The sequence below is a fragment of the Stenotrophomonas sp. STEN046 genome, assembly GCF_056759755.1.
The window spans coordinates 243,029-266,274 of record NZ_JBRRDR010000001.1 but is presented as its reverse complement, the minus strand read 5'-3'; the positions used below and the strand labels follow the sequence as shown (position 1 = coordinate 266,274).

Below are 23,246 nucleotides of genomic sequence, written 5' to 3'. Positions count from 1 at the left end.
GCGCAGGGCTCGAAAGGGAAGGAGGGTGCCGACCACGCTAGAGCGCGGTTTGTTATCGATGCGCGTTCTGCGGTGATGCTGTTGTGATGCGCGGCGCGGACCGCCAGCGGCTCAAGGGCTTCCCGTCTTCGTGCCCCTGCCGGCAGCGCGCACCGAAACGTGACGGTTGTCGCGGACGTGCCAGCGCCAGGGAAAATCCACCGCACGCGAGATGCCGATGCGTGGCCCCACCACAGGGTCGTGCGGTGGCGGCATGCCGTCATCGATAATCGTGATGCCCAGCTGCGCAGTGACCAGGTCGGCACCGTCGAAGCGCCGGTCCAGGCCGAAGGCCTGCGACAGCTTGCCGGGGCCGCTGGCGAGGTCGTGGTCACGGCGAGCGGCCGGCCGCAGTTGATACATCTGATCCAACCCGGCCAGGGGTTCGGCGGCGCGCAGCAGCACCGCAATGCCTTCATCCACCTCGCCGCACACCACGTTGCTGCCCCAGTGCATGCCATAGGTGAAGTAGACATAGAGGTGGCCGGCCTCGCCGAACATGCTGGCGTTGCGCGCGGTCCTGCCACGCCAGGAATGTGCGGCCGGGTCCTCGCTGCCTGCATAGGCTTCCACTTCCACAATGCGCGCAGCACGGCCATCCTCGCGCAGCAGCACCTTGTTGAGGAGCTCGGGTGCGACCACGGTCGAAGGGCGCTGGTAGAACGCCCGTGGCAGTGGCGCGCCGTCGCGCAGGGCGTCAAACAGCGGCGGGTGGTCGGTTTGCCTGCGCATTGCCGCCAGTGTCGCCTGCCTGCGGTGAAGCCGCCGCCAGCATCGTGTCAGTCCGCACCGAGGGCGGCCCGTCGTGCAGCGAACACCTCCGGTGTCTGCGGCTTGATGAACAACGCGACCAGTTCCGGAAACTCGCCCTTCACCGCTTTCTCGATGCGGGTGATGCAGGCTTCGATCTGTGGCGTGGTGCGGTCGTCCTCGAATTCGGCACTGAGCATGGCCACAACCTGCGCCGGGCCCATTTGCAGGGTGGTCACCCCGTTGGCGCGTCGCAGGTCAGGATCGGCCCCGGCCACCGCCATGATCCGTTGCGCCACGGCAGGGTGCGCCGGCTCACCGATCAGCAGCCCCTTGGTTTCGCGTGCCAGCAGGAAGGCGGTCAGCGCCAGCACGCCGGCGATGCACAGTGAGGCCACCCCATCCAGTACCGGCATCTGCAGCCACTGCGCAGCCAGCAGGCCCAGCAGCGCAAAGCCCAGACCGAGCAGCGCGGCGCTGTCTTCAAGCAGCACGGTGAAGGTGGTCGGATCCTTGCTGCGGCGGAACGCTTCGAAGTACCCCATTGCGCCCTTGCTGCGCCGGAACTCCCGCAACGCGACCCACCACGAGGCGCCCTCGAACAGGATCGAGATGCCCAGCACGGTGTAGCTGACCGCATGATGGGTGGCCGGCTGCGGATTGCGGATGTGCTGGATGCCCTCGTAGGCCGACACGCCGGCACCGGCAGCGAACACCAGCAGGGCGACGATGAAACTCCAGAAGTACAGTTCGCGGCCGTAGCCGAACGGATGCAGGGTATCGGGCGCTTTCTCGGCACGCCGCAGGCCATGCAGCAACAGCACTTCGTTGAGTGTATCGACCAGCGAGTGCACGCCCTCGCTGAGCATCGCCGAGCTGCCGGACACGGCGGCCGCGATGAACTTGGCGACGGCGATGGCGAGATTGCCGGCCAGGGCGGCGTAGATGACGAGACGGGAGCCGGTGGGCGAGGACATGGCAGAGAGAAGGCAGCACGGATGACTGATGATCGCGTCCGCCTTGTCCGCGGCGTGTGCAGGGCGAACGCCATCCATATCGCTGCCCCGCCTGGGTCAGCAGGCAGGAGCCCGTTGCCGTGGCTTTGGCTTGCGCACCGTACCGGAGGTCGCCTTCATCGGTGGTGGCGGCGTGACGGAGGCCGGCGCGGGAGGTGCCGCAGGCGGCGGGGCGGGCGCTGGAGTTTCGGGAGTGACGTACCAGGTGAACACTTCGCTGCTGGGCAGGGGAATCGACCGGGTTCGCGTCTTCGGCGTCCAGCCGGGCTCTGCGATGACGGTGTGGCTGCCAAGGCGATTGAGCAGGAAGACATCGCGGATCTCGTACATGTCCTTGCCGGGGCCATCGATTCTGCGGCAGTTGGCCGACACCCCGGATGCCCGGACCATCCTGCAGCCCTCGCTCGAGACCACCACGCTCTGGTGCGGCAGCATGCCCAGCTGGAACGTGCTGGCAGCGCGGTCGAGTGACTCGAAGAGGGTGCCGGCAAAGAGCAGGATCTGGGCGACTACCAAGGCGAGTGCGGCCACCCGGGGCCAGAGCGGTAGTGTCCTGATGCTCAGGATGAACAAGTGAAGGAGCGGCAGCCCGAGCGAGACCAGGAGCACCTCCCAGCCGCTCATCGTGGCGGCTGCGGCGTGGGTGCCGAAGACCACGACTGCGATCAGGGGAAGGGTGAACAGGTAGAGGCAAGCGGAAAGCGCAGTCAGCGTCAGTGCCCACCTGAACTTCTTTCTCCGCGGGACGTTGCCGACGGGCTCATCAATGGGCTTGAATTTCAAACCCATCGGCGCGAATGTGCCGGCAGCGCCGATCAGGATGGCGGCCGCGAACACGACGGGGGCGGCGTCGCCGAGCTCACTGAACAGCCAGACATACATCCAGCCTGTTGCCAGAGCTGCTCCCAGCATGACCATACCCATGCTGAGCGGAGCGGACGCCAGCCATTGCGTCTCAGATACGCGGACACTGCTTCTATCGGTGATGAACCCCGACCTCTGCCACTCGATCAGCACGGCGGCTGGCAGCAGCAGCGTAAGGATGACCACGATGACCATCACGACCGAAAAGAAGACGATGGCCGCCGCCACCAGACCGATATCGGTCACGGTAAGGCTGGGCAGATAGCGGATCCGCCAGAAGAAGACCACCATCGCAAGGGTGCCGGCCAGCGCGAACAACGCCTTGTGGGCGTAGAGGTTGGTCAGGACGTTGGACACCGCCGGCCACGGTGAGCCGGAAGGAGGCGGGAGGGTGTCGGGTTGGGTCTGCTGCAACGGCATCGCGCATCGTCCATGAATCGGGATCCACCTGCTGGTATCGACCGTTCGTGGAAGCGCTTGAATCGAAATCAAGATCCACGCATATCCCTGCGTGGACAAAAGCATGCTCCTTCAGGGCAGCACCAGGCCTCAGCGCCCGTCTGGATTCAGATACAGCCGCGCGCCATCCGATTCGCGCCGCCCCGACCAGCGCCCGCCACCACTCTGCCGGAACCTCCCGATCACCTTGTTGTCGCCATTGGTGATCAGCAGCTGGTTGCCCGACAGCAACCAGCGGTTGGCCGAGAAGAAATCGTCCGGGCACCCGGCCGGCACCCACGCACCATAACCACCGAACCAGGGGCTGTCCTTCAGTTCGATGGTGCAGCTGTTGCCGTTCTCCTGGCCGAGCGTCCAGTGGCCAAACATGTCGCTGTCGCGCACCGCGCTGCCGCCGCGATGGCGGTCGTTGCCCCAGTCATCGTTGCTGCTGTCATGGAAGCCGATATCGATCCCGGCGCCCTTGCTCTCGCTGCGTGTCTCGGAATGTGAGCTGCCACTGCTGTTCGACTGCGTGGTCATCGACCCCAGATTGCCGAAAGCCGAATCGCCATTGTCCTTCGCGGTGGCGTCGTCACTGCTGGAGCCCGTTGTCGAACGGATCGTTTCCGTAGTCTGCGAGGAACTGGACGACTGCGTGCTGCTGGACTGCTGGCCGAAGCCGATGGACGCGTCCTGGGCAAGGGTGGGGGCAGGGACGGCGAGGCTGCACAGTGCCAGCAGCCCGAAGCAGGGGAACACGGTTGCCATCGTCGAATCCTCGTTGGGAACAACGGAAACAGCGGGTGCGTGGGCGCGAGCATAGGGCGGGTGGGGCGGGGGCGGTGTGACGACCCGGCGCAACCGTCCCGGTGCCTGCCCATTCCGCGCCCGCCGCACAACCCAAGGCAGCGCCGCCCCGTGCGACGCCACCCGGAGCGGATGCTAGTGCGGCGCCACCAGGATCGCAGCGTCCAGCACCGGGAACGACTGCGGTGCCTGGCCGGAAGACGCCACCAGCCGGATCTCCAGCGTGGTCGAGCCCCCGCTGCCCGCGGCGTCAGCACGCAACGCGGCCAGCTTCTGCGGCAACGGCACGGCGAACGTGGTGGGATGGTCATGGCCCATCGCCGCCATGCTCGGCCCGAAGAACGACACCGTGCCCACGTAGTACGGGCTGTCCGCGCTTACCGAGGTAACGTCGGCCGGCGCGTTGACCAGCACGTCGAACTCCCGCGTGTTGTGCAACCCGCGCGGACGCTCAAGCGTGACCTCGGCAATCAGCACGCGCGGCTCGGTGGCCGCCAGGTGGGCGCGCACCGCTTCGTTGGGGATGGCCACGCGCACGGCACCGTCAGCCCGCGTGCCGCGCAGCAGCCGTGCGGGCCCGGTTGCCTGCGGTGCTGCGCTGGTAGCCTGCTGCGTCGCGCTGGCACCCCGTGCATAGACGTAGTCGTAGTCAAAGGCGGCGGTGGAGAAGTACGCGCTCGCCGGGCGCGTGCCGACGTAGCGGCCCTGGGCATCGACGAAGAAGCGGAACGGCTCGTCCATGAACTGCTTCCGCGCCGCTTCATCGGTGGGCATGATCGGGCGGCCGAAGGCCTGCTGCCTGCGGGTCCACACATCCCACAGCCGGTCCATGTTGGCGTGGTGCAGGTAGAAAATCGGATCCAGCGGTGACAGGAAGTTGGTCATGTTGCCGTAGGGGCCCGGGTCAACCGCTCCGACCCCGCCAATGCAGTTGTGCACCTTGTTGTGCGGGAAGCCTTCAAGCACCGAGAACCTGGTCGCGCCATCGGGTTGCAGCACATGCGAAGTGGTGCGCGAGCTGGTGAAGCTGCGGCTGATATCGGGATTGTTGAACTCCAGCGGTGACAATCCGGCGCGGATGGTATCGGCCGACACCGCAGAGGCGGTCTTTTCATCGAAGCCGGGATGCTCCCGCCAGAGATAGCGCGCGCCACAGGTAACCGCATACGCCGCATTGCCGGAAATGCCGGTCTGTTCCTTGGCGTTGTAGCCGGTGACATCGTTCCACACGTCCTCGGCGCTGTTGTAGCCCCGCAGCGAAAGCTGCTGGCGCTGGCCGCCATCCAGTGTCTTCCAGTGGCGCTGCAGTGCGGGCTTCATGAACTGGGTGAACACCGCCAGGTTGCGGGTATAGGGCGTGTAGGCGGTGTGGGTCGGGGTCAGCAGGCCATCGAACATGGCCGACGGAATCCTCGGGAGCTCGGTCCAGTCCCAGTACGGCATGGCGAACTGGCGGTCGCCGCTGAGCTCGCGGATGGTCTGCTCGAAGTAACCGACGTAGCCGCGGTGCCATACGTAGAACCACCAGTTGCCGTGCGGGCAGTCCATCAGGTGCACGAACGCATTGCGGAACCAGTTGCGCGGGTCGTCTGCCGGCAGCGCCAGCATGGCCTGGATGCCGCGCGCATAGCTGGCCAGCATGTCCTGGCCTTCACGGCTGGTCACGTTGTAACGGTGGAATTTTGCCGTTGCCGTGCCATCGGCAGGGGTGCTGCTGCCGGCAAGCGCACTGGGCGCAAGCAGCGATGCCAATGAGGCGGTGGCGGTGCTGGCAAGGAAATCACGTCGTGTGTAGCGCATAGCGTCCTCCCTGGTGATTGGTTCAACCGCATAGGGTTACGAATCACTGCAAGGACCCATGGCTGCTGCCATGGGTCGGACGGGGACATCCCGCCCCGCCGCCCTGACCGGCGGGCGCGCGGGGGCTGCCGGACGGGGCGGCAGCAGTATAGGCATGGCAACGCGCATGGATCTGGGCAGTAGGCCACACTCGTGACCAGTGCCCGGCGAGCCGGATCGACTATTCGGGGTCGGTCTTCACCCGCGCAACCCGCTTTCGATACTCGTACACGTTGTCACCGCGGATCCGCTTTTCCTGCGTTCCGCTGATGCTGTCCACACGACGGTCCGAGCCGGTCACCGGCTGCGCCTCGACGGCGGTCTCATGTTCGAACGAATGCGATTTGTCGGTGTTGCGGTAGAAACGGTACAGGGCCCAGTACAGCGCCGTTGCGCCGGCCGGGCCTGCAGCCAACAACCAAAGACCACTGTCATCACTCATGTGCTGGCCACCAGGAAGGCAATTGCGAGGGCTTCGATGATCGTGCCGGCGGTGAGCGCGGCCAGCAGCATCTTCCACTGCTGGATGGGTACGCTGCCCATGGTTTCACCGGTACGGCCGTTCACCGCGATGTAGTGCAGCATGCCGCCGTTCTTGCCGGGTTGGTGGTACGAATACAGCCACACCGGCAGGTACATGGACACCCACCGGGTGCCGTGCACGTCCAGCTGCTCCTGTTCCCAACGCACGCCACGGTCGTAGCGGCGTACGGTGCCTTCCACCTGCGCGCGGGCGATCGACAGCAGCTGGTCTTCCAGCCGCGGCCGCAGCTTTTCCACGTCCAGGTTGCGCTTTTCCGAGGTGAAGCCGGCCAGGTAGGAAGCATTCCACTTCACTGCGTTCTTGGTATCGAACGGCAGGATGGTGTTGATGATGTTGTTGGTGTTGGCACGGGTGTCCAGATTGCCGCGTTCGGCAGAGGACTCCAGCGGCAGGTCATCGACGGTGAAGTCCACCTGGCGTTCGACCTGGTAGATATCGGCGTCGTAGTAGGTCTGCTTGTTCTTCTCGCTGCCACGGGTGTACTCGCGGGTCTTGATCTCGCCCTTGCCGGCCACGGCCGCGCTGACATTGCTGTCGACGATCATGTAGGGCAGGTACACGCCCACCACGTTTTCCGGGGTGAACTGTTCCTTGAAGGCTTTCAGCGCGAACATGCGGCGCTTGTCCACGAACTGGCGGATGCGTGCGACCGCATCGTCCTTCCGGATATGGAACGGGAGGACTGCATCGGGCACCGCGCCGTTGGCCACCTGTTCGTTGACGCCGAACACGTGCCGGCACCAGTGGCAGCGTGCGGTCATGGTGCTTTCGGTGTTGACCGTGACCTCGGCGCCGCAACCGGTGCACTTGAAGGTCATCAGTGCCGAGGTGTCGGCATCGATGTCGCGTGCGCCGGAGGCGATGACCGTGCCGCGCAGCTGGTCGATGGCTTCACCCAGGCCGAATTCTTCTTCGACCCGCGCGCCATGCCATTCGTGACGGCAGTACAGGCACACCAGGATGTCGGTGCCGAGCTTGGGCCGGATATCGGTGGCGCCACACTTGGGGCAGCGATTGAGGCCATCCTTCAGCTCGGCCGCCGAGGTATCGATGGCGACCGGGTCCGGTGCCTCGACCTCGTTGCGGATTGCGTCGGGCAGCGTCGAGGTGTCCAGCGGGAAACTGCCGGGCAGGGGAGGGACATCGCGCGGCGAACCCGGGCCATCCAGCGACGCCGCCGGCATGGGCGGCGGCGTCGAGGAAGCGGGCTGGGGCAGCGGCGGGGGCGTGTTTCGGGGATCGGACATGGTGGTTGCGCGTCCTGCGTCGTCTTACAGCCCCAGCGCCTTGGCTTTCAGCGCGTCGTAGTCGCTCTGGGTGATCAGCCCCAGGTCCAGCATTTCCTTGGCCTTCTTCAGCTTGGCCACCGGATCATCCGCGGCGGGCGTGGTCGGCTGCTGCATGCCGCCGACACCGAACATGCCCGACGCCATGCCCACCCCGACCAGGCCGGCTGCACCGCCGTTCTCGCCCGCCGACTGGATGCCCTGGGCCACGCTGGCCTGCAGGTTGGAGTTGCCGCGCGAGCCGGAAAGCGCATCGGCGCGCTGCACGGTCTTCAGCAGTTCACGGGTGTTGGCGTCGTACTCGATCGAAACAATGGCGGTCTTGACGATGGCCAGGCCGCGATCGGACTTCCACTGGTAACCCTGCTCGACCGCTGCCGACAGGCTCTGGGCAAAGCCCAGCGAATCCTGCTGCAGCTTGGTGATGCGGTTGCCCTTGCCGGGGTCGTTGGTGTACAGGCTGAAGGCCGGTGCCAGTGAACCCACCACTTCATTGAAGAGCTGGCTGGCGGCGGCATTGTCCAGATCGGTGAAGTCGAACACCTGGCCGGGCTGCAGGTAGCTGGCCGGCACGAAATTCTTCACGAACAGGATCGGGTCGACGATCTTCAGCGTGTACGAGCCACGGGTAACCGCGCCGACCTGGGTATTGAGGAAGCCATCGTCCCAGTAAATTTCCGACTGGGTGCCGAAACGGTTGTCCGGCAGTTCCTTCAACGAGACGAAGAAGGCCGCCTGCTGCGAGCCCGGCTGGCCGCCGAACTTGAAGCGCTCCCAGCTCTGCTTGATGAAGGTGCTGACCAGGCCGTCGCCGGCGAAGATCGACTGCGAGTTCAGATCATCCGAACGCCACTCGTAGCCACCGGGTTCGGCGACGAAGGCGGTGATGGCGCCGTCCTGGAACAGCAGCAGGCCGTAGCCCTCGGGCACGACGATCTTCGAGCCGTTGCTGATGATGTTGGAGGAGCCGCTGGTATTCGAGCCGCGCCCGGCGTTGGTGCCCTGTGGCACTGCCGCGAACAGCGCTGCCGTGGACGGCAGCCCGGTTGGCACGGTGTAGAAGTCCTTCCACTGGTCAGCCAGAACACCGCCGACTGCACCCTTCACCGCTTGTACCAGACCCATGACCTGCTCCCTGTGGTTTACCGGACAGGCACCGCGCCTGTCGTGCTCGGCTGACTATAGAGGAGGCAGGCTACACCCCGCCAGCGGCAGCGCTGGCCCGCATTCAGACTTTCGGGATGCGCCCCGTTTTGCGGGTGCACGGATGCCGTGCGATGCTCCGGCGTACCTCAGCATGGACGCGACCTGATGATCCTGGACCTCGATTCGAGCTACCCGGCAATGGTGAAGCACTACGGGGGAGACAGCGTCATGTCGCCGGAGGCGTTGCGGCGTGACAGTGTGCTCGGTGGATCGGTAGCCATCCTCGATCAATTGTGTGAGCACGTGTTCTCGCCACGGTTCGACGATATGACGGTGCACTGGGGCGTGAGAGAATCCGAGCAGATTGGCGCATGGGTCGAAAGCGGCAAGGGCAAGGGCTACGTGCTCGTGGACAGCGGAGCACTGCTGCGGATTCGTGCCTGTCGGGACGATCCTGCATTCCGGTCATGGCTGGAGCGTGAACTCTGCCCTCAGCTGCTGAGTAGCCCGGATCAGCGGCTGCTGGCGGAAGGCATAGTGCCGGCCACCCTGCAGATGCTGGGCTTGGCAATGCTGTTTGGCCACGAACTGGGGCATATCCTGGACGGGAGCTGCGACGACAGCGCCGCGACCAGGAGCCAGAATGCCTGGCTGGCCGAGGAGATATCCGCCGATGGCCACGCCATGCAGATGGGACTGCGGCTGGCGCGCGTATGGGCAGCTGACCTGGCAGAGCAGGGGCTCGGTGCGGAAACCGAGTTGTTCCATCTTGCCACCGTGCTGCTCCTGATCGCGCATTCCATGCTGGGCGAAATCGAGCCCGCAGCGCCATGGAAAGGCGAGCCCCGTGACTCCCATCCACCGCCGTCGCAGCGCTTCATCGGCACCTGCGTGGTCGTGGCCGAGCACACCCGTGCCGAGGACGCGGAATTCCGCGGTGAGGCCTTCCTGTTCGCTGGCCAAGGCCTTGCCGTACTCGGCGTGCTGCCCCAGCTGACCAGCAATGCCGCGCTCGAAGCGATGCTTGATGCCTATGACGAAAAGCTGGTGAAGCAGCAGTACGGCGCCCTCAGGCGCGTACTGGCGAAGCGGCGTTGATGGGCCGGGTGGGTCGCAGTCGGTACGCCAGAGCGGTCCCCCCCCCTTACCGCACCGACTGCGGCACCCGGCGCAGCTTGCCGGTGTCATAGCCCATCGCCTTGATGCGCTCGACCGCCTGCTGGTACTCGGCCTCGCTCACCTGCGGGGTGCGTGCCATGTACCAGACGTAGTCGCGCTTGCTGCGGGCGACGATGGTCTGCGTATAGCCCTCGTCCAGCCAGGCGATGAGGTACTCGGCCTGGATGGGCCATATGAACTGCATGCCCCAGGTCGCACCATTGCCGTGTTCTTCCACCCGGCCCACCGGGTGCATCGATTTCTGCGGCGCCTGGAAACTGCCCTTGCGGTAGGTAAAGGTGGTCTGGATGCGCCCGTCAGCCTGCAGCGCGTAGCTTTCCACCGCATCGAAGGCCTCGCGCTCGGGCCAGGATGGAATATGGGCGATCACGTACCAGTCGCCCATGAAGCGCGGCACATCCACCTTGGCCGGTTGCGGGATGGGCCGGGTATCGTGGCTGCTGCAGCCTGCGCCGAACAGCGCCACGGCCAGCAACGAGAACAACGGAGCGATACGCATGGCGGCGTTCTCCTTCAGCGGGGGCGGAACAGGTAGTGGGCCACCAGCCATTGCTGGCCCTCGTCATAGCCGAACAGCTCGGCGCAGGCCATCCAGAACATGCGCCAGCGTTGCCACCAGACGCGCGCAGCGGCGTCGTCGCCATAGGTGCGTGCCAGCAGCGGCAGCAGCTGCTCGCGTGCTGCATCCTGGTTGGCCAGCCAGTGGTTGGCGGTACGCTGGTAGTGGGTGCCATCCAGCAGCCAGCGCTGGTCCAGCACCAGGTCGCGCTGGAAATGCAGCAGGGTATCGGCGGCCGGCATCAGCCCGCCGGTGAAGAAATGGCGGCCCATCCAGTTGTCATCGCCCTCGGTCTCGAAGGGATACATCAGCGTGCGGTGCGCGAAGATGTGCACGAACAGCGCGCCGTCCGGCTTCAGCCAATGCGCGATGCGGCCCAGCAGCCGTTCGTAGTTGCGCACGTGCTCGAACATTTCCACCGACACGCAGCGGTCGTAAGCGGCGGCCGGCAGATCCAGCTGGTTGACGTCACGGGTGAGCACCTGCACGTTGTTCAGGCCCCGCGCCTGGCACTGCGCCAGGATGTGCTCGCGCTGGCTGTGCGAGTTGGACACGCCGGTGATGCGCGCGTTCGGGAAACGCTCGGCCATCCACAACGTCAGCGAGCCCCAGCCGCAGCCCAGTTCCAGGATGTCCTGGCCGTCGGCCAGGCCGGCGCGCTGGCCGTACAGTTCCAGCATCGCTTCTTCGGCCTGGTCCAGCGTTTCCTGCCCGGTGGCGTAGTAGCAGCTGCTGTACTTCAGGCGATGGCCCAGGCAGGCCTGGAAGAATGCGGCGGGCACCTCGTAGTGCTGGCGGTTGGCCGCGTCCACATGCAGGGCCAGCGCGCTGCCGGACAGCTCGGTCAGTCGCTGCTGGAAGCGCTGCGACTGTGCCTGCATGCCACCGGCAGACTCATCGTGCAGGCGCTGCGCGCACAGGCGGCGGATGCCGGCGCGCAGGGCGGCATCCGGCAGCCAGCCGCGTTCGGCCCAGCCGGTCATTCCGGTTTCCGCAGCGGCAGCGGTCAGTGGTGTTGCAACAGTCATGGGGCTTGCTCCTTGGAAGCGCGCGGAAGCCAGGGGAAGAACATCGGGGTGCTGCGCTGGTACTGGCGATAGTCGTCGCCGCGACTGCGCAGTGCCTGCTTCTCGGTGAAGGGAACGCCACTGAGGTAGCGCAGGAACAGGTACATCAGCACGGGCCCGGCCCAGGCCAGCCACCACAGCGGCGAGCCGACGGCCAGCAGCACGTAGGTGAACCAGTGCAGCCATTCGAAGAAGTAGTTGGGGTGGCGGGTATACCGCCACAGCCCCTGGCGGCAGGTGCGGCCCTTGTTGGCGGGGTCGCTGCGGAAGCGTGCCAGTTGCCGGTCGGCCAGCGCTTCACCCCCCACGCTGAGCAGCCAGACCACCACTGCGGCGGCCACCCAGCCGGTCATGCCGGTGCCGGGGTTGTGGGCCACGGCCACGAACGGCAGCGCGAACAGCAGCACCAGCACGGCCTGCGCCATGAAAAAGCCGAAGATCTTGCCCTGGTGGCCACCCCAGTGCCCGCGCAGGTAGTGGTAGCGGCCATCCTCCGGCTCGCTGCGCACCCGGTGCCACAGGTGCAGCGCCAGCCGGCTGCCCCACAGCCCCCCCAGAACCGCCAGTGCGATGCGCGGTTGCAACCCGCCATCTCCCAGCCAGGCCAGCAGCAGTGCAGCGGCGGCCACACCCTTGGCCCACAGCACATCGACGATGCCGATGTTCCGGTGCCGCCGCTGCCAGGCCCAGCCCCAGCTCATCACCAGCACTGCGTACAGCAGTACCCACCATAGATTGCGCATCACGATGCTCCCATCAACGAGGTGTCGCGCCTGCTGCGTGCACCCCGCAGGGCCACGATGCGCAGCAACGACAAGGCCAGGCACCAGCCCAGCGCCAGTGTCGCCACGCCCTGCCAGCTGGGCGGAGTGAAGTGCACGGCCTGGAAGCCGCGTGCTGCGGACAGGTAGGCCAGCGGTGCCAGCAGGCCCAATGCCAGCGGCAGCAGCCAGTGCCGCTGCAGGAATGCCATCGACGCGGTCAGCGTCATCGCAAACGCTGCCCACAAGGCCATGATCCAGGGCGGCGGCGCCAGCCCCAGGGGGGCGGCCGCGTAGCGCACGCCGCCACTGACTGCGGCGCTGCCATCCACCAGCCAGGCACAGGCAATGGCGAGCAGCAGCAGCCGCAGGTCCAGCCGCGGGTTGGGTGAGGCCATCAGCTGACTGCCGACGTAAAGGGCGGCCGACAGCAACGCCGGCCATTGCCAGCCGCGGCCGGCGCCGGCTACGGCGCACAGCCACACCAGCTGGTTGCCAAGTACATTCACCCAGGTGCGGCGCATGTCAGCCGGCCTGTTCTGCATCGGCGGCCGGGCGGTGCCCCGGCCGGGCCAGCAACAGGTGCGATACACCGATCGAACGCTCCAGGAAGCCGCCCTCGCAGTAGGCCAGGTAGAACTCCCACAGCCTGCAGAAGCGCGCATCGAAGCCCTGCGCATGCACGGCAGGCAGCTGTGCCAGGAAGCGCTGCCGCCACGCGCGCAGGGTCAGCGCGTAGGAGTGGCCGAAGTCGTGCTGTGCAATCAACTGCAGATCACTGGCCCGGGTCTTTGCGGCAACGATCGCGTTGATCGACGGGATGAAACTGCCCGGAAACACGAAGCGCTTGATGTAGTCCACGCTGCGACGTGCCTGTTCGTAACGATGGTCCTCGATGGTGATGGCCTGCAGCAGCGCCACGCCGTCCGGCTTCAGCAGCCGCTGCAGGGTAGCCATGTAGGTGTCCAGGTACTCCGCGCCAATGGCCTCGATCATCTCGATGGACACCAGCTTGTCGAACTGCCCCTGCAGGTCACGGTAGTCCTGCATCAGCAGCGTGACGCTGTCCTGCAGGCCGGCCTGCTGCACGCGCTGGCTGGCCAGGGCGTGCTGTTCGGCGGAAATGGTGGTGGTGGTGACATGGCAGCCGTAGTGCTGTGCTGCATGCAGCGCAAAACCGCCCCAGCCAGTGCCGATCTCGACCACCCGGTCGCCCGGTCGCAGCTGCAGCTGCTGGCAGATGCGGTCGAGCTTGCGTCGTGATGCGCTCTGCAGCGATTCGCCTGCGTCGGTATACAGCGCCGAGGAGTACATCAGGTCAGGCGACAGGAACAGCGCGAAGAAGTCGTTGCCCAGGTCATAGTGGGCGGCAATGTTGCGGCGGCTGCCCTCGCGGCTGTTGCGGCGCAGTCGGTTCCAGCCGCGCAGCAGCCATCCGCCCACGCGCGCCGGTCCGCGTTCCATGCCGTCCAGCAGATCGCGGTTGCGTACCAGCAGCCGCACCAGCGCCACCAGGTCATCGCAACGCCAGTCACCGTGGATGTAGCTCTCACCGGCACCGACGCTGCCGTTCGCGGCCACCTTTCGATAGAAGGCGGGGTCATCGATGGTGACGGTGACCTGCAAGGCGCCTGCCGTCGCACCCAGCAGTACCTCGCCGAAGGCATCGCGCACGCGCAGGCGGCCGTCGCGCAGCGGCGCAAGCTGGGCCAGCAGGCGGCGGCGCAGGAACGCATCCAGCGCACCCGGGTGGGGCAGGGCGGCCGAGGGAGTCATTTCGTTCATCGCGGTTTCTCGGCAAGGGAGGGGTGGTCATGCACGGGGTTGCGTTTGAGCCACAGGCGCAGTGCCTGCCAGTGGATGGCCGCGACCACCTGCGCGCTCATCAGCGGGTAGCAGGCCAGTACCCGGGCCAGGCCCGGGCCATCAAGCGGGCGGCGATGCATGCGCTGGGTCGCATCGAATTGGCGCTGGCCATCGCGCCACACCTGCATGTGCACATGCAGGTCGTCTGCGGGCGGGGTGAAGCGCCAGTCATACGCACAATCCATCTGCATGAACGGCGAGACATGGAAGGCCTTGTCGAACTGCCAGCGCAGGGCACGCCCTTGGCGCTGCGCGCTGGCGGCCGGCAGCACATAGGCGTGGCGTTCCTTCCAGGGCGTGTTGGTGATCTCGGCCACGATGCAGTCCAGGGTTTCCCCATCGGCGCAGTAGCAGTAGTAGAAGCTGACCGGATTGAACACATGGCCGCCGAAGCGCAGATGGGTCAGCAGCCGCACCGGGCCGTCGGGGCGGCGCCCCAGCACGGTGGCGGCGTGGTCGCGCACCGCCTCGGCCAGCGCGACGGCGGGATCGCCCAGGTAGTCGCTGCGGCGGAATTCAGCCACGTTGCGGCGGCCAACCGACCACAGCCAGCGACCGGCAAAGAGGCTGTCCAGCTCGTCCAGATCCAGCAGCAGCTGGGCGACGGGGTAGCTGAACGCATGCGCGTGCGGCTGATGGCGCCGATGCTCGACACGCCCGAAGTAGATGGCGCTTGCGCTCATGCCGGTACCTGCGCGGGCTGGAGCGTACGGTCACGCGCGATGTTTCCGGCCAGCGCGTCCACCACGCGGCGGGCGCTGGCAATGCCATCTTCATGGAAGCCCCAGCCCCAGTAGGCCCCGGCAAACCAGGTATGCCTATGCCCCTGGATCTCGGCCCAGCGTTGCTGCGCACGCACCGCGGCGTGATCGTGCACGGGGTGGGCATACTGCAGGCGGCGCAGCACGCGTGCCGGATCAATCGCATCGCTGCGGTTGAGCGTCACCACCAGCGGCGTATCGCCGGGAAGGCCCTGCAGCAGGTTCATGCAGTAGCTGACCGTGCAGGGGGCGGTGGGGTCTGCCGGCACGTGCGCATTCCATGCCGCCCAGGCTTTGCGGTTGCGCGGCAGCAGCGAGGCATCGGTATGCAGCACCACCTCATTGGGCTGGTAACGGATCGCCCCCAGCACCGCACGCTCGCCGGCATCGGCGTCGGGCAGCAATGCCAGTGCCTGGTCGCTATGGCAGGCCAGCACCACTTCATCGAAGCCTTCCACCCCGGCTGTACTGTGCACCTGCACCCCCCACGGCATGCGTTCGATGGCGTGCACGGGGCATTCCAGCCGCTCGCGCACCTGCCAGCGGGCCCGCAGCGCAGCCACGTAGCGTGCCGACCCGCCCTGCACCACGCGCCAGGCGGGGCGGCCTGTCATCTGCAGCATCTGGTGGTTGGCCATGAACTGCACCAGGTAGCGCGCGGGAAAGTCGAGCACGCTCGCCGAGGGCGATGACCACAGGGCCGAGGCCATCGGCAGCAGATGCTCATCGATGAAGGCCTGCCCATAGCGTCCGTGCTGCAGGTACTGGCCCAGGGTAGGGCCTTCCTGCTGCGCCAGCAGTGCCGGTGCATCACGGTAGAAGCGGCGCAGGTCGGCCAGCATCCCCCAGAATCGGGGCGAGAGCAGGTTGCGGCGCTGGCAGAACAAGCCATCCAGCGAGGTTGCGTTGTACTCCACGCCGCTGCGCTCGCTGTGCATGGAGAAGCTCATCGTGGTCGGCTGCGATGCCACTCCCAGCTCATCGAACAGCGCGCTCAACAACGGGTAGTGCGCGGGGTTGAAGACGATGAAGCCGGTGTCCACGGCCAGATCGCGGCCATCAACCTGTACGTTGTGGGTGTGGGTATGCCCGCCGAGGTAGTCGTTGGCCTCGAATAGGGTGACTTCGTGTTCGCCATCCAGCCACCAGGCCGTGGCCATGCCGGCAATGCCCGAACCGATGATCGCGATGCGCATGTCAGTGCCCCGCCTTGGCCAGTACCCAGGCCGGAATCGGCTTGAGTCCCCTCACCAGGCCCAGCGCGGCCATCGCGCGCAGTCCATACCAGCTGATGTCGATTTCCCACCAGCGGAACCCCTGGCGAGCGGTGCCCGGGAAGAAATGATGGTTGTTGTGCCAGCCCTCGCCGAAGGTCAGCAGCGCCAGCCACAGGTTGTTACGGCTGTCATCGCGGGTATCGAACCGGCGCCGGCCGAAGCGGTGCGCCAGCGAATTGATGGTGACCGTGGCATGGAACAGCACCACGGTGGAAATGAAGAAGCCCCAGACCAGCAGTTGCGGGCCGGAGGTCTGCAGGGCAGGGGCGAACCGCTCCAGCAGCGCGCCGAGCGCATACAGCGCCACGGCCAGCAGCACCGGAACCACGGTGTCGAAGCGGTCCAGCCAGCGCAGCTCTGGATACCGTGCCAGGTCTGGAATGCGCTGCAGGTCGGTAGCGAAGGCGCCGCGGGTAAGGAACCATCCCATGTGGCTGCGCCAGAATCCGCGCTGGCGTGGCGAGTGCGGGTCCTGCGGCTGGTCGGCATGGCGATGATGATGCCGATGGTGCGCGGCCCACCACAACGGACCCCGCTGCACGCTGGCGGCGCCAATTGCAGCGAACACGAACTGCACCGTACGCGAAGCCTCGAAGGTGCGATGCGAGAAGTAGCGGTGATAGAACGCGGTGATGGCGAACATCCGGATCGCATACAGGAAGGCCGCCACCGCCACCGCCGTCCAGGACACCCCGACCCATATCACCCCAAGGCACGCCACGTGCAGCAAGGCAAAGGGCACGGCGCGCAGCCAGTCGATGCGATCTTCCTGGCCGGCATCGGCCGCTGCCGCAGCGCCTGCATCGGTATCGAACCAGCGCTGCACCGTGCGCAGCAGGCGCGTACGTCTACGAAGCGGAGGCGCGGCGGTGGCCATGGGCGGAAGCCTGTGTGGTTCGATTGCCTACCTCTACGGGTAACGATGAACATTGGATGCACCTGCGAGCATGCACTGTTCAATTCACCGGGCCGTAACATTGCACGCAGCCACCAGCGGCCGCCCCAGTTCATCGCGCATGCGCTGTTCGGGCAGCGCTGCCGGTGCCGCCGCAAAGCGCACCGTCACCTGCGGGTAGTCGCCGCGTGCATCACGCAGGTTGCTGGTGCCACGGAATTCCAGCAGGCGGCGATCGGCGTCGGCGTAGACCAGTGCAAGACGCGGGGCGACCGCACCGAACCAGGTATCGAGCTTGACCTCGATGGCCTGGGCGGCCTTGCCCTGCCAGCGCACCGGTCCGCGGTACCTCACCTGCACCGGATAGAAGCGTTGGCGCCCGGGCACCAGGAACGGCAGGCTGACCGGGGTGCCGGCCAGCACGGTCTGCCAGTGGGCGCGCACGGCGGCATCGAAGCCGGCATCGATCACCGCGTTCGCCGGCAGCGGCAATGAGCGAATCTGCGATGAGGCAGCGGCATCCTCCTTCCAGTTGACCTGCACCTGGCTGCCGTCCACCCGCACCTGGGCGGCCTGGCCGCTGCGGGTGTCCTGCAGCACGTAGCCTCGCGCCTGTGGGTCTGCCGCGGCCGGCATCTGCTTGCGGGCGAAAGGCTGGCCGCCCGCGCACTGGTACTCCACCCAGCGTTCGCCGCCATCCGCGCTGCCGCGCTGCCAATGCACCTCGCGGTAGGCTACGGCACCGTCGGCAAGGGTTGCCACGCCTTCTGAACGCAGCAGGGGCGCGGCATCGAGGGTGCAGGGCAGGCACAGCAACAACCAGGCAGGGCGCATCGGGGCGTTCCGTGGGAAGCTCGCCGGGTTGTACGCAGCGCGACGGCGGCTGGATGCACACCGGCAGTTGCCGCCGGCCTGCATCCAATCCGCCCCTGCCTGCGTAGAGAGCAAGCCCCCTTCACTCAACGGCTGCCCCCGCCGATGTACCGTCCTCCCGCCAGCCCCTTCCTTTCCTTCCACGCCGCGCGGATCGTGTCCAGTTCACAGCAGCCCAGCAACGAGCCGATGAACTGGACAGGCGAGATGGATGGTGTCGCCAGGCTGCGCGACCGTGACTGTTTCATGCGCATCTATGATCATTTCATGCCGCGCTTGTGCCTGTACCTGCGAGGGCTGGGCGCACCCGATGCCGTGGCCGAAGAGCTTGCCCAGGAAAGCCTGCTGCGCCTGTGGCTGCGCGCAACCGAGTTCGACCCCGCACAGGGGGCAGTGAGCACATGGCTGTACCGCATCGGGCGCAACCTGCACATCGACCGGGTGCGCCGCGAGCGCAGCTGGATGCAGGTACAGGACGCGGTGGAAGACGCGGCCGCCGGCGACAGCAGTGAGCGCAGCAGTGCCGAGCAGTACGCCGACCACGCGCGTCTGCGCCAGCGCATCAACGAACTGCCGGTAACCCAGGCCCGGCTTGTGCGCATGTCCTACTTCGAAGCCAAGAGCCACAGCGAGATTGCCCAGGCCCTGGGCATGCCGCTGGGCACGGTCAAATCACACCTGCGCCGGGCGTTCCTGCAACTGCAGTCGAAAGTGGGGGGCGCGCTGTGAACCCGAACCACCACCTGCACGAGTCGACCGTGATGAGCTACGCCGCGGGTGCGCTGCCGGCGCCGCTGAGCATCGTTGCCGGTGCGCATCTTGAACAGTGCCCGCATTGCCGCCAGCGCCTGCGCGAAGCGGAGGCCATCGGTGCGGCCCTGCTGGAACAGACCCAGCCGGCTGCCGCCGACGGCCGCCGGCCCGGACTGCGCGAAGCGATGCTGGCCCAGCTGGGCGATGAGGCGCCCGGCGTGGCAGCGCAGCCGCTGCGTCCGCTGCGGCCTGAGCGCCCCGAGGCCGATCCGGATCATCTGCCAGCGTCGTTGCATCCCTTCTTCGGCGATTCGCTCGGCCGCCTGCGCTGGCGCTGGATGGCACCGGGGGTGCACTGCATCCGTGCCGAGCAGATGCCGTCGCTGATCATGCTGAAGATCGCGCCGGGGAAATGCCTGCCGATGCACAGCCATGGCCGCAGCGAACTGACCCAGATCCTGCGTGGCTCCTACAATGACGCGCTGGGGTTGTTCTCGCCGGGCGATGTGGCCGATCTTGACGAGGACGTCGAGCACCAGCCCGTGACGGCGCCGGGCGTACCCTGCATCTGTGTTTCGGCACTGGATGCGCCACTGGTGTTCAGCGGTTGGCTGGCGCGCAGGATCCAGCGTTTCGTGAATCTCTAGGTATGTTCGAGGCTTCTGCATGCATGAAAGACGGCCCCTGAGGGTACTGCTGACCGGTGCCACCGGACTGGTCGGGCAGGGCGTCGCCCGTGCCTGCCTGCTTTCGCCGGCGGTTGGCCGCACCACAGCCCTTGTGCGCAGCAGTGGCCAGCTCGATACCCGCATCGAACCGGTCGTGCTGGCCGATTTCCAGCGCGCCGACAGCGTGCGCCCGCACCTGCGCGGCTTTGATGCCTGCTTCTACTGTGCCGGCGCGCCACCGGTCGGTACCCCCGAAGATGCGTACCGCAAGGTCACCCTCGACGCCACCCTGGCGGTGGCGCGGGCGTGGGCGGCAGAGAATCCAGAGGGCTGCTTCCTGTACGTTTCCGGTGCCCACGCCGATCCCGGCAGCCGCATCATGCCGCTGCGCATCAAGGGCGAGACCGAGGCCGCACTGGCGCAGCTTGCCGTGCGCAGCGTGATGCTGCGCCCTGCCGGTGTGCGTCCGGTAGCGGGAACCGGCACGCGGCATGCGGCGCTCAAGCCGCTGTATCGGTTGGGCGGCCCGTTGATGGCCGCGGCGGCACGTGTCATGCCTGCGCTGGTCACCAGCAATGAAGTGATCGGCCGCGCGATGATTGCATTGGCGCTGATGCCGGAGCCACCCGCAGTGGTCGAGTGTGCGCGGATCAATCAACTGGGTGCTGTCACCGCTGGATGATCGACCGTTGCACATGCGCTGCACATCGCGCTGCTTACAGTCGGTGTTCATCCCCTTTGCGATGCATCGACGTGAACCTGCAGCCCTCGGTTTCCCTGCCACCTCTCCGCCAGCCCACGCCTGACAGTTGCCGCTTCGACCTGCTGGATATCCATGCACTGCAGGATCCGTGCAGCGGCCGCATCGTGCATCTGTACTCACTGGTAGCGCGCTGCCTGTCCTGCGAGCTGGTGTTCAAGGCGGCGGAGGGCGAGGGCATGGTCAGCACCTCGGCCGCGCGCGTACTGCGTTGCCCCACCGGCTGTGGCGAGCAGGCTTTCACCGGCGGCGCGCTGCGCCAGTGGCAGCACGCAGCGCACGCGCGTTGAAGGGCTGGGTAGGGCCGGGCTGCGGCCCAGCCTAGAGCTGCCCGGGGTTGGCCTGCCATACCGCGAAGTTGAGCGCACTGGCGAAGCTCACCCATACCAGATAGGGCAGCAGCAACCAGGCCGCCAGCGGGCGGGCGCGATGGAAAGCGATGATCACCGCCACGATCAATACCAGCAACAGCACAATATCGGCGAAGGCCAGTGCACCCTGCTTCCAGCCGAAGAACAGCCAGCTCCACAGCACATTGACCACCAGCTGCAGCAGATACAGCCCCAATGCCGGCGCGGCCGCACGCCAGCCGCCCTGGCGCCAGACCAGCCACGCCGCCACTGCCATCAACGCGTACAGCACGGTCCACACCGGGCCGAACACACCTGCCGGCGGCGCCCATGCCGGCAACGCCAGGCCTGCATAGAAGCTCGCCGCCGAGATTGATGCGCGTGCGCCCAGTGCAGCGGCCAGAAACGTGACGGCCCCCCAACCGAAAAGACCGACAACCTGCCTGCTGGTTTTCATTGCGTGACTCCTTCAGTCATTGGCACTGCTGCGATATCGCGTTCTACGCAGGTGCGCCGCAGCCAGATGCAGCGCGCACTCAGTCGGCGCTGGCATCGGCGGCCGATTGCGCAGCGCCGGGAAGCAGCGCCGGCCGGCCGTCGAACCACTCGCGCGCGCCGGCCAGGTGCCATTGACGGCGCTGTCCATCCAGCTCGATGCCTGCGCCGAGGATTCCCCAGCGCAGGTACAGGTCACCCTTCTTGTGCTGATCGAGCAGATCCAGCCGTGCACGCAGCGAAAGACGCTCGTTCTCGGCCCGCAATCCATCCAGCACCAGGTGCCCGGGCCGCCAGCGCAGACCCGTGTGCGCATCCAGCTGGCCCGAATCAAGCAATGACAGTGCCCAGCGCGGGTAGTCGCCGCGTTCGGCGAACACCGCCAGCAACGGGCCGGCATCGCGCATGGCGAGGTCTGCCTGGGCGTCCACCTGGAACGGTGATTGCGCATCGATATCGCCACGGGCAATGGTGACCCGGCCCCACCAGGGATGTTGCCGCGGCGTATCGCCGACCTGCACATTGCGCAGCTCGACCACGCTGCCGCCCAGATCGAAACGACGCTGGCTGAAGTCGGCTCGCTGCAGCCGGGCATCAACGCGGGCGTCGCCCTGCAGGTCCAGCCCGGCAACCTGGAGGCGGGCGCGCTGGCCACGCAGACGGGCGCTGCCATTGCCGATGCGGCCCTGGGTATCGAGCTGGACATCGCCACTGACCTGGCCGGCGCCGCCCAGCAGGCGCACCTGACCGTTGCCCAGGTAGCGGTTGTAGGCGGTCAGATCCGGAATGGTCGCGTTGTTGAAACGCAGGTGCGCGCGCACGCCCTTGCGCAGTTCACGCAGGCGACCATCGCCGGTAAGCGTCAGCGCCAGGTCGCGTCCATCGAACAGCGTTGCGCCCTTGTCGTTGCCGGCGCGGGCACGGAAGGTCGGCAGCTTTACATCCAGCACCGCGCGCGTGGGGGTACCGGGCTGCAACTGCCCATGCGCGCTGGCCGTGCCCTGCATGTGTACCCCCGCCACGTCGGCCACCGCACGTGCCGAAGGAATGTCGACGCTGCTGCCGGCAGCCAGTTCCCCACGCTGTACGCGCAGGTCTGCCCGCAGCAGGCCGCCACCCTGCAGCTGGAACCACGGCTTCTGTACGAACAGCGCAGGAATCCAGTTGAGCGAAGTGAACATCCACTCGCCCTTGACCGTGCCGGACATGCGCCCGAGCACCTGGCCAGGATCGGTGAAGGGGACATGCCGCCCGGCGATGCTGAGATCCGCATCCAGCGCTGCGCCGGTACCCTCGCGTTGCGGCAGGCGCGCCTGCAGGCGGATATCGCGCGCGGCATCCAGCTGTATCGCCAGCGTTCCGCGGTCCGGTGCACCGGCGCCCATCTGCAGCGGAACCCGCCAGACTGCATGGCTGCCTGGCTGTAGCGCGCCCTGGTCCAGTGCCAGCGACGCCTGCAGCTGCCCCGGCACCGCCGCGCTGGCGATGGAAGGCTGTTGGGTGTCGGTGTCCAGGCGCAGGCCCTGGCTGCGTGCCTGAACCTCCACTGCGGCGTGCAGCAGGCCCAGCTTGGCCAGCCCGGGTGCCTGGTCGCGGTAATGCCGCGGATAGGAGAAGTCCGCCTTCAAGTGCATGTCACCGAGCAGCTGGGTACCGGCCAGGCTCACATCGGCATCGTCGAAGGCCACCTCCGATTCCAGCAGCTCCGATGGACCGCCGCGCAGCTGCTTGACAAAGCCCACCGTGCCGCTGCCCTTGCCGACGATCAGCAGCTTGGCAATACGCACGCTGCGGATGCTCTGGCTCTGGATCGCATCGAAGCGCAGCGTCCAGCCGCGATCGCCGCGCGGCGGCGAGGGCACGGCCTCGTCCACACGGGCGATTTCGGCGGCAACACCGGTGGCATGCAGCGACGGCACCCGTACTTCGCGCTGGAACAACGGCAGCAGCGCAAGCCGTGCACTGGCACGCTCGGCGCGCAGCACATACACGGTGTGGTTGACGTGGCCACGCATCTGCACGTTCCAGGCAATGACGTGACCCGGCAGCAGGGTGATCGCCGGCCCGGTGGACATCACGAACTTGTGCGGCTTGCGATTGGTGACCAGATCGAACAGCGGCGTGTTGAGGAATACGTTGCCTGCAAGCAGGTACAGCAGGTAGGCGCCCAACAGGTACGGGAGCAGTCTGCGGATGCGGCGACGCCACGGTTGCGCACGGGCGAGGGGATGCGGCATGGACCCTCGTCGA

The 23,246-nt window shown here is 66.8% G+C and carries 24 protein-coding genes; 5 read left to right on the top strand and 19 right to left on the bottom strand.

Annotation, left to right across the window (positions count from 1 at the left end; translation table 11 throughout):
- Positions 1-111: 111 nt before the first annotated feature.
- From ACVOLJ_RS01215 to ACVOLJ_RS01180, 8 genes are all read right to left on the bottom strand, one after another.
- Positions 112-771, bottom strand: a complete 660-nt coding sequence (locus ACVOLJ_RS01215; protein ID WP_475278884.1) for a DNA-3-methyladenine glycosylase — start codon at positions 769-771, stop codon at positions 112-114.
- Between the two features lie 47 nt (positions 772-818).
- Complete coding sequence (locus tag ACVOLJ_RS01210; RefSeq protein WP_475278883.1) at positions 819-1,766, bottom strand: cation diffusion facilitator family transporter; 948 nt, start codon at positions 1,764-1,766, stop codon at positions 819-821.
- 96 nt (positions 1,767-1,862) lie between these two features.
- On the bottom strand, positions 1,863-3,089 hold the full coding sequence (locus ACVOLJ_RS01205; RefSeq protein ID WP_481563238.1) for a hypothetical protein: 1,227 nt from the start codon (positions 3,087-3,089) through the stop codon (positions 1,863-1,865).
- Between the two features lie 129 nt (positions 3,090-3,218).
- Entirely contained in the window at positions 3,219-3,878 is a 660-nt protein-coding gene (locus ACVOLJ_RS01200) for an AprI/Inh family metalloprotease inhibitor (RefSeq protein WP_481563237.1), read from the bottom strand.
- 174 nt (positions 3,879-4,052) lie between these two features.
- The gene (locus tag ACVOLJ_RS01195) at positions 4,053-5,717 is read right to left on the bottom strand and encodes a tyrosinase family protein (protein WP_481563236.1); all 1,665 of its coding nucleotides are present in this window, start codon (positions 5,715-5,717) and stop codon (positions 4,053-4,055) included.
- A 220-nt stretch (positions 5,718-5,937) separates the two neighbouring features.
- Positions 5,938-6,198, bottom strand: a complete 261-nt coding sequence (locus tag ACVOLJ_RS01190) for a hypothetical protein (RefSeq protein WP_191078008.1) — start codon at positions 6,196-6,198, stop codon at positions 5,938-5,940.
- Positions 6,195-7,547 carry a TFIIB-type zinc ribbon-containing protein gene (locus ACVOLJ_RS01185; protein WP_481563235.1) on the bottom strand — a complete coding sequence of 451 codons (1,353 nt, stop codon included), beginning with the start codon at positions 7,545-7,547 and terminating at the stop codon, positions 6,195-6,197. Before ACVOLJ_RS01185 ends, ACVOLJ_RS01190 begins: the two co-directional genes overlap by 4 nt.
- Positions 7,548-7,571: 24 nt before the next feature.
- The gene (locus ACVOLJ_RS01180; protein WP_475278878.1) at positions 7,572-8,711 is read right to left on the bottom strand and encodes an SPFH domain-containing protein; all 1,140 of its coding nucleotides are present in this window, start codon (positions 8,709-8,711) and stop codon (positions 7,572-7,574) included.
- Positions 8,712-8,897: 186 nt separating this feature from the next.
- Here ACVOLJ_RS01180 and ACVOLJ_RS01175 point away from each other — a divergent pair, with 186 nt between their 5' ends.
- A complete protein-coding gene (locus tag ACVOLJ_RS01175; RefSeq protein ID WP_481563234.1) occupies positions 8,898-9,830 on the top strand; it encodes a hypothetical protein in 933 nt (310 codons plus the stop codon).
- Between the two features lie 46 nt (positions 9,831-9,876).
- On the opposite strand, the gene ACVOLJ_RS01170 is transcribed toward ACVOLJ_RS01175, so the two are convergent.
- From ACVOLJ_RS01170 to ACVOLJ_RS01130, 9 genes are all read right to left on the bottom strand, one after another.
- Positions 9,877-10,410 (bottom strand): lipocalin family protein, encoded by a 534-nt coding sequence (locus tag ACVOLJ_RS01170; protein ID WP_481563233.1) that lies wholly within the window; start codon positions 10,408-10,410, stop codon positions 9,877-9,879.
- Positions 10,411-10,424: 14 nt separating this feature from the next.
- Positions 10,425-11,498, bottom strand: a complete 1,074-nt coding sequence (locus tag ACVOLJ_RS01165; RefSeq protein ID WP_481563232.1) for a cyclopropane-fatty-acyl-phospholipid synthase family protein — start codon at positions 11,496-11,498, stop codon at positions 10,425-10,427.
- Complete coding sequence (locus ACVOLJ_RS01160) at positions 11,495-12,280, bottom strand: DUF1295 domain-containing protein (protein ID WP_481563231.1); 786 nt, start codon at positions 12,278-12,280, stop codon at positions 11,495-11,497. The genes ACVOLJ_RS01165 and ACVOLJ_RS01160 overlap by 4 nt, the downstream gene beginning before the upstream one ends.
- A complete protein-coding gene (locus ACVOLJ_RS01155; protein WP_475278873.1) occupies positions 12,280-12,822 on the bottom strand; it encodes a DUF2878 domain-containing protein in 543 nt (180 codons plus the stop codon). The genes ACVOLJ_RS01160 and ACVOLJ_RS01155 overlap by 1 nt, the downstream gene beginning before the upstream one ends.
- A gap of 1 nt (position 12,823) precedes the next feature.
- A complete protein-coding gene (locus ACVOLJ_RS01150) occupies positions 12,824-14,083 on the bottom strand; it encodes a class I SAM-dependent methyltransferase (RefSeq protein ID WP_475278872.1) in 1,260 nt (419 codons plus the stop codon).
- Positions 14,080-14,847, bottom strand: a complete 768-nt coding sequence (locus tag ACVOLJ_RS01145; RefSeq protein WP_481563230.1) for a DUF1365 domain-containing protein — start codon at positions 14,845-14,847, stop codon at positions 14,080-14,082. The genes ACVOLJ_RS01150 and ACVOLJ_RS01145 overlap by 4 nt, the downstream gene beginning before the upstream one ends.
- Entirely contained in the window at positions 14,844-16,121 is a 1,278-nt protein-coding gene (locus tag ACVOLJ_RS01140; RefSeq protein ID WP_475278870.1) for an NAD(P)/FAD-dependent oxidoreductase, read from the bottom strand. Before ACVOLJ_RS01140 ends, ACVOLJ_RS01145 begins: the two co-directional genes overlap by 4 nt.
- Before the next feature lies 1 nt (position 16,122).
- Positions 16,123-17,079 (bottom strand): acyl-CoA desaturase, encoded by a 957-nt coding sequence (locus ACVOLJ_RS01135; protein WP_481563229.1) that lies wholly within the window; start codon positions 17,077-17,079, stop codon positions 16,123-16,125.
- A gap of 84 nt (positions 17,080-17,163) precedes the next feature.
- On the bottom strand, positions 17,164-17,931 hold the full coding sequence (locus ACVOLJ_RS01130) for a hypothetical protein (protein WP_481563228.1): 768 nt from the start codon (positions 17,929-17,931) through the stop codon (positions 17,164-17,166).
- A 144-nt stretch (positions 17,932-18,075) separates the two neighbouring features.
- On the opposite strand from ACVOLJ_RS01130, the gene ACVOLJ_RS01125 reads away from it, so the two are divergent.
- The 4 genes from ACVOLJ_RS01125 (at position 18,076) to ACVOLJ_RS01110 (ending at position 20,441) form a co-directional block, all read left to right on the top strand.
- On the top strand, positions 18,076-18,699 hold the full coding sequence (locus ACVOLJ_RS01125) for a sigma-70 family RNA polymerase sigma factor (protein ID WP_481563227.1): 624 nt from the start codon (positions 18,076-18,078) through the stop codon (positions 18,697-18,699).
- Positions 18,696-19,370 (top strand): ChrR family anti-sigma-E factor, encoded by a 675-nt coding sequence (locus ACVOLJ_RS01120; RefSeq protein WP_481563226.1) that lies wholly within the window; start codon positions 18,696-18,698, stop codon positions 19,368-19,370. The genes ACVOLJ_RS01125 and ACVOLJ_RS01120 overlap by 4 nt, the downstream gene beginning before the upstream one ends.
- Before the next feature lie 19 nt (positions 19,371-19,389).
- Positions 19,390-20,073, top strand: a complete 684-nt coding sequence (locus ACVOLJ_RS01115) for a Rossmann-fold NAD(P)-binding domain-containing protein (protein ID WP_481563225.1) — start codon at positions 19,390-19,392, stop codon at positions 20,071-20,073.
- A gap of 71 nt (positions 20,074-20,144) precedes the next feature.
- Positions 20,145-20,441, top strand: a complete 297-nt coding sequence (locus ACVOLJ_RS01110; protein WP_475278864.1) for a hypothetical protein — start codon at positions 20,145-20,147, stop codon at positions 20,439-20,441.
- A 31-nt stretch (positions 20,442-20,472) separates the two neighbouring features.
- Here ACVOLJ_RS01110 and ACVOLJ_RS01105 read toward each other — a convergent pair whose 3' ends face one another.
- Both ACVOLJ_RS01105 and ACVOLJ_RS01100 read right to left on the bottom strand, forming a co-directional pair.
- Positions 20,473-20,958, bottom strand: a complete 486-nt coding sequence (locus ACVOLJ_RS01105) for a TspO/MBR family protein (protein WP_481563224.1) — start codon at positions 20,956-20,958, stop codon at positions 20,473-20,475.
- A gap of 79 nt (positions 20,959-21,037) precedes the next feature.
- Positions 21,038-23,233: an AsmA family protein gene (locus ACVOLJ_RS01100; RefSeq protein WP_481563223.1), complete on the bottom strand. Its 2,196-nt coding sequence runs from the start codon at positions 23,231-23,233 to the stop codon at positions 21,038-21,040.
- Positions 23,234-23,246: the final 13 nt, after the last annotated feature.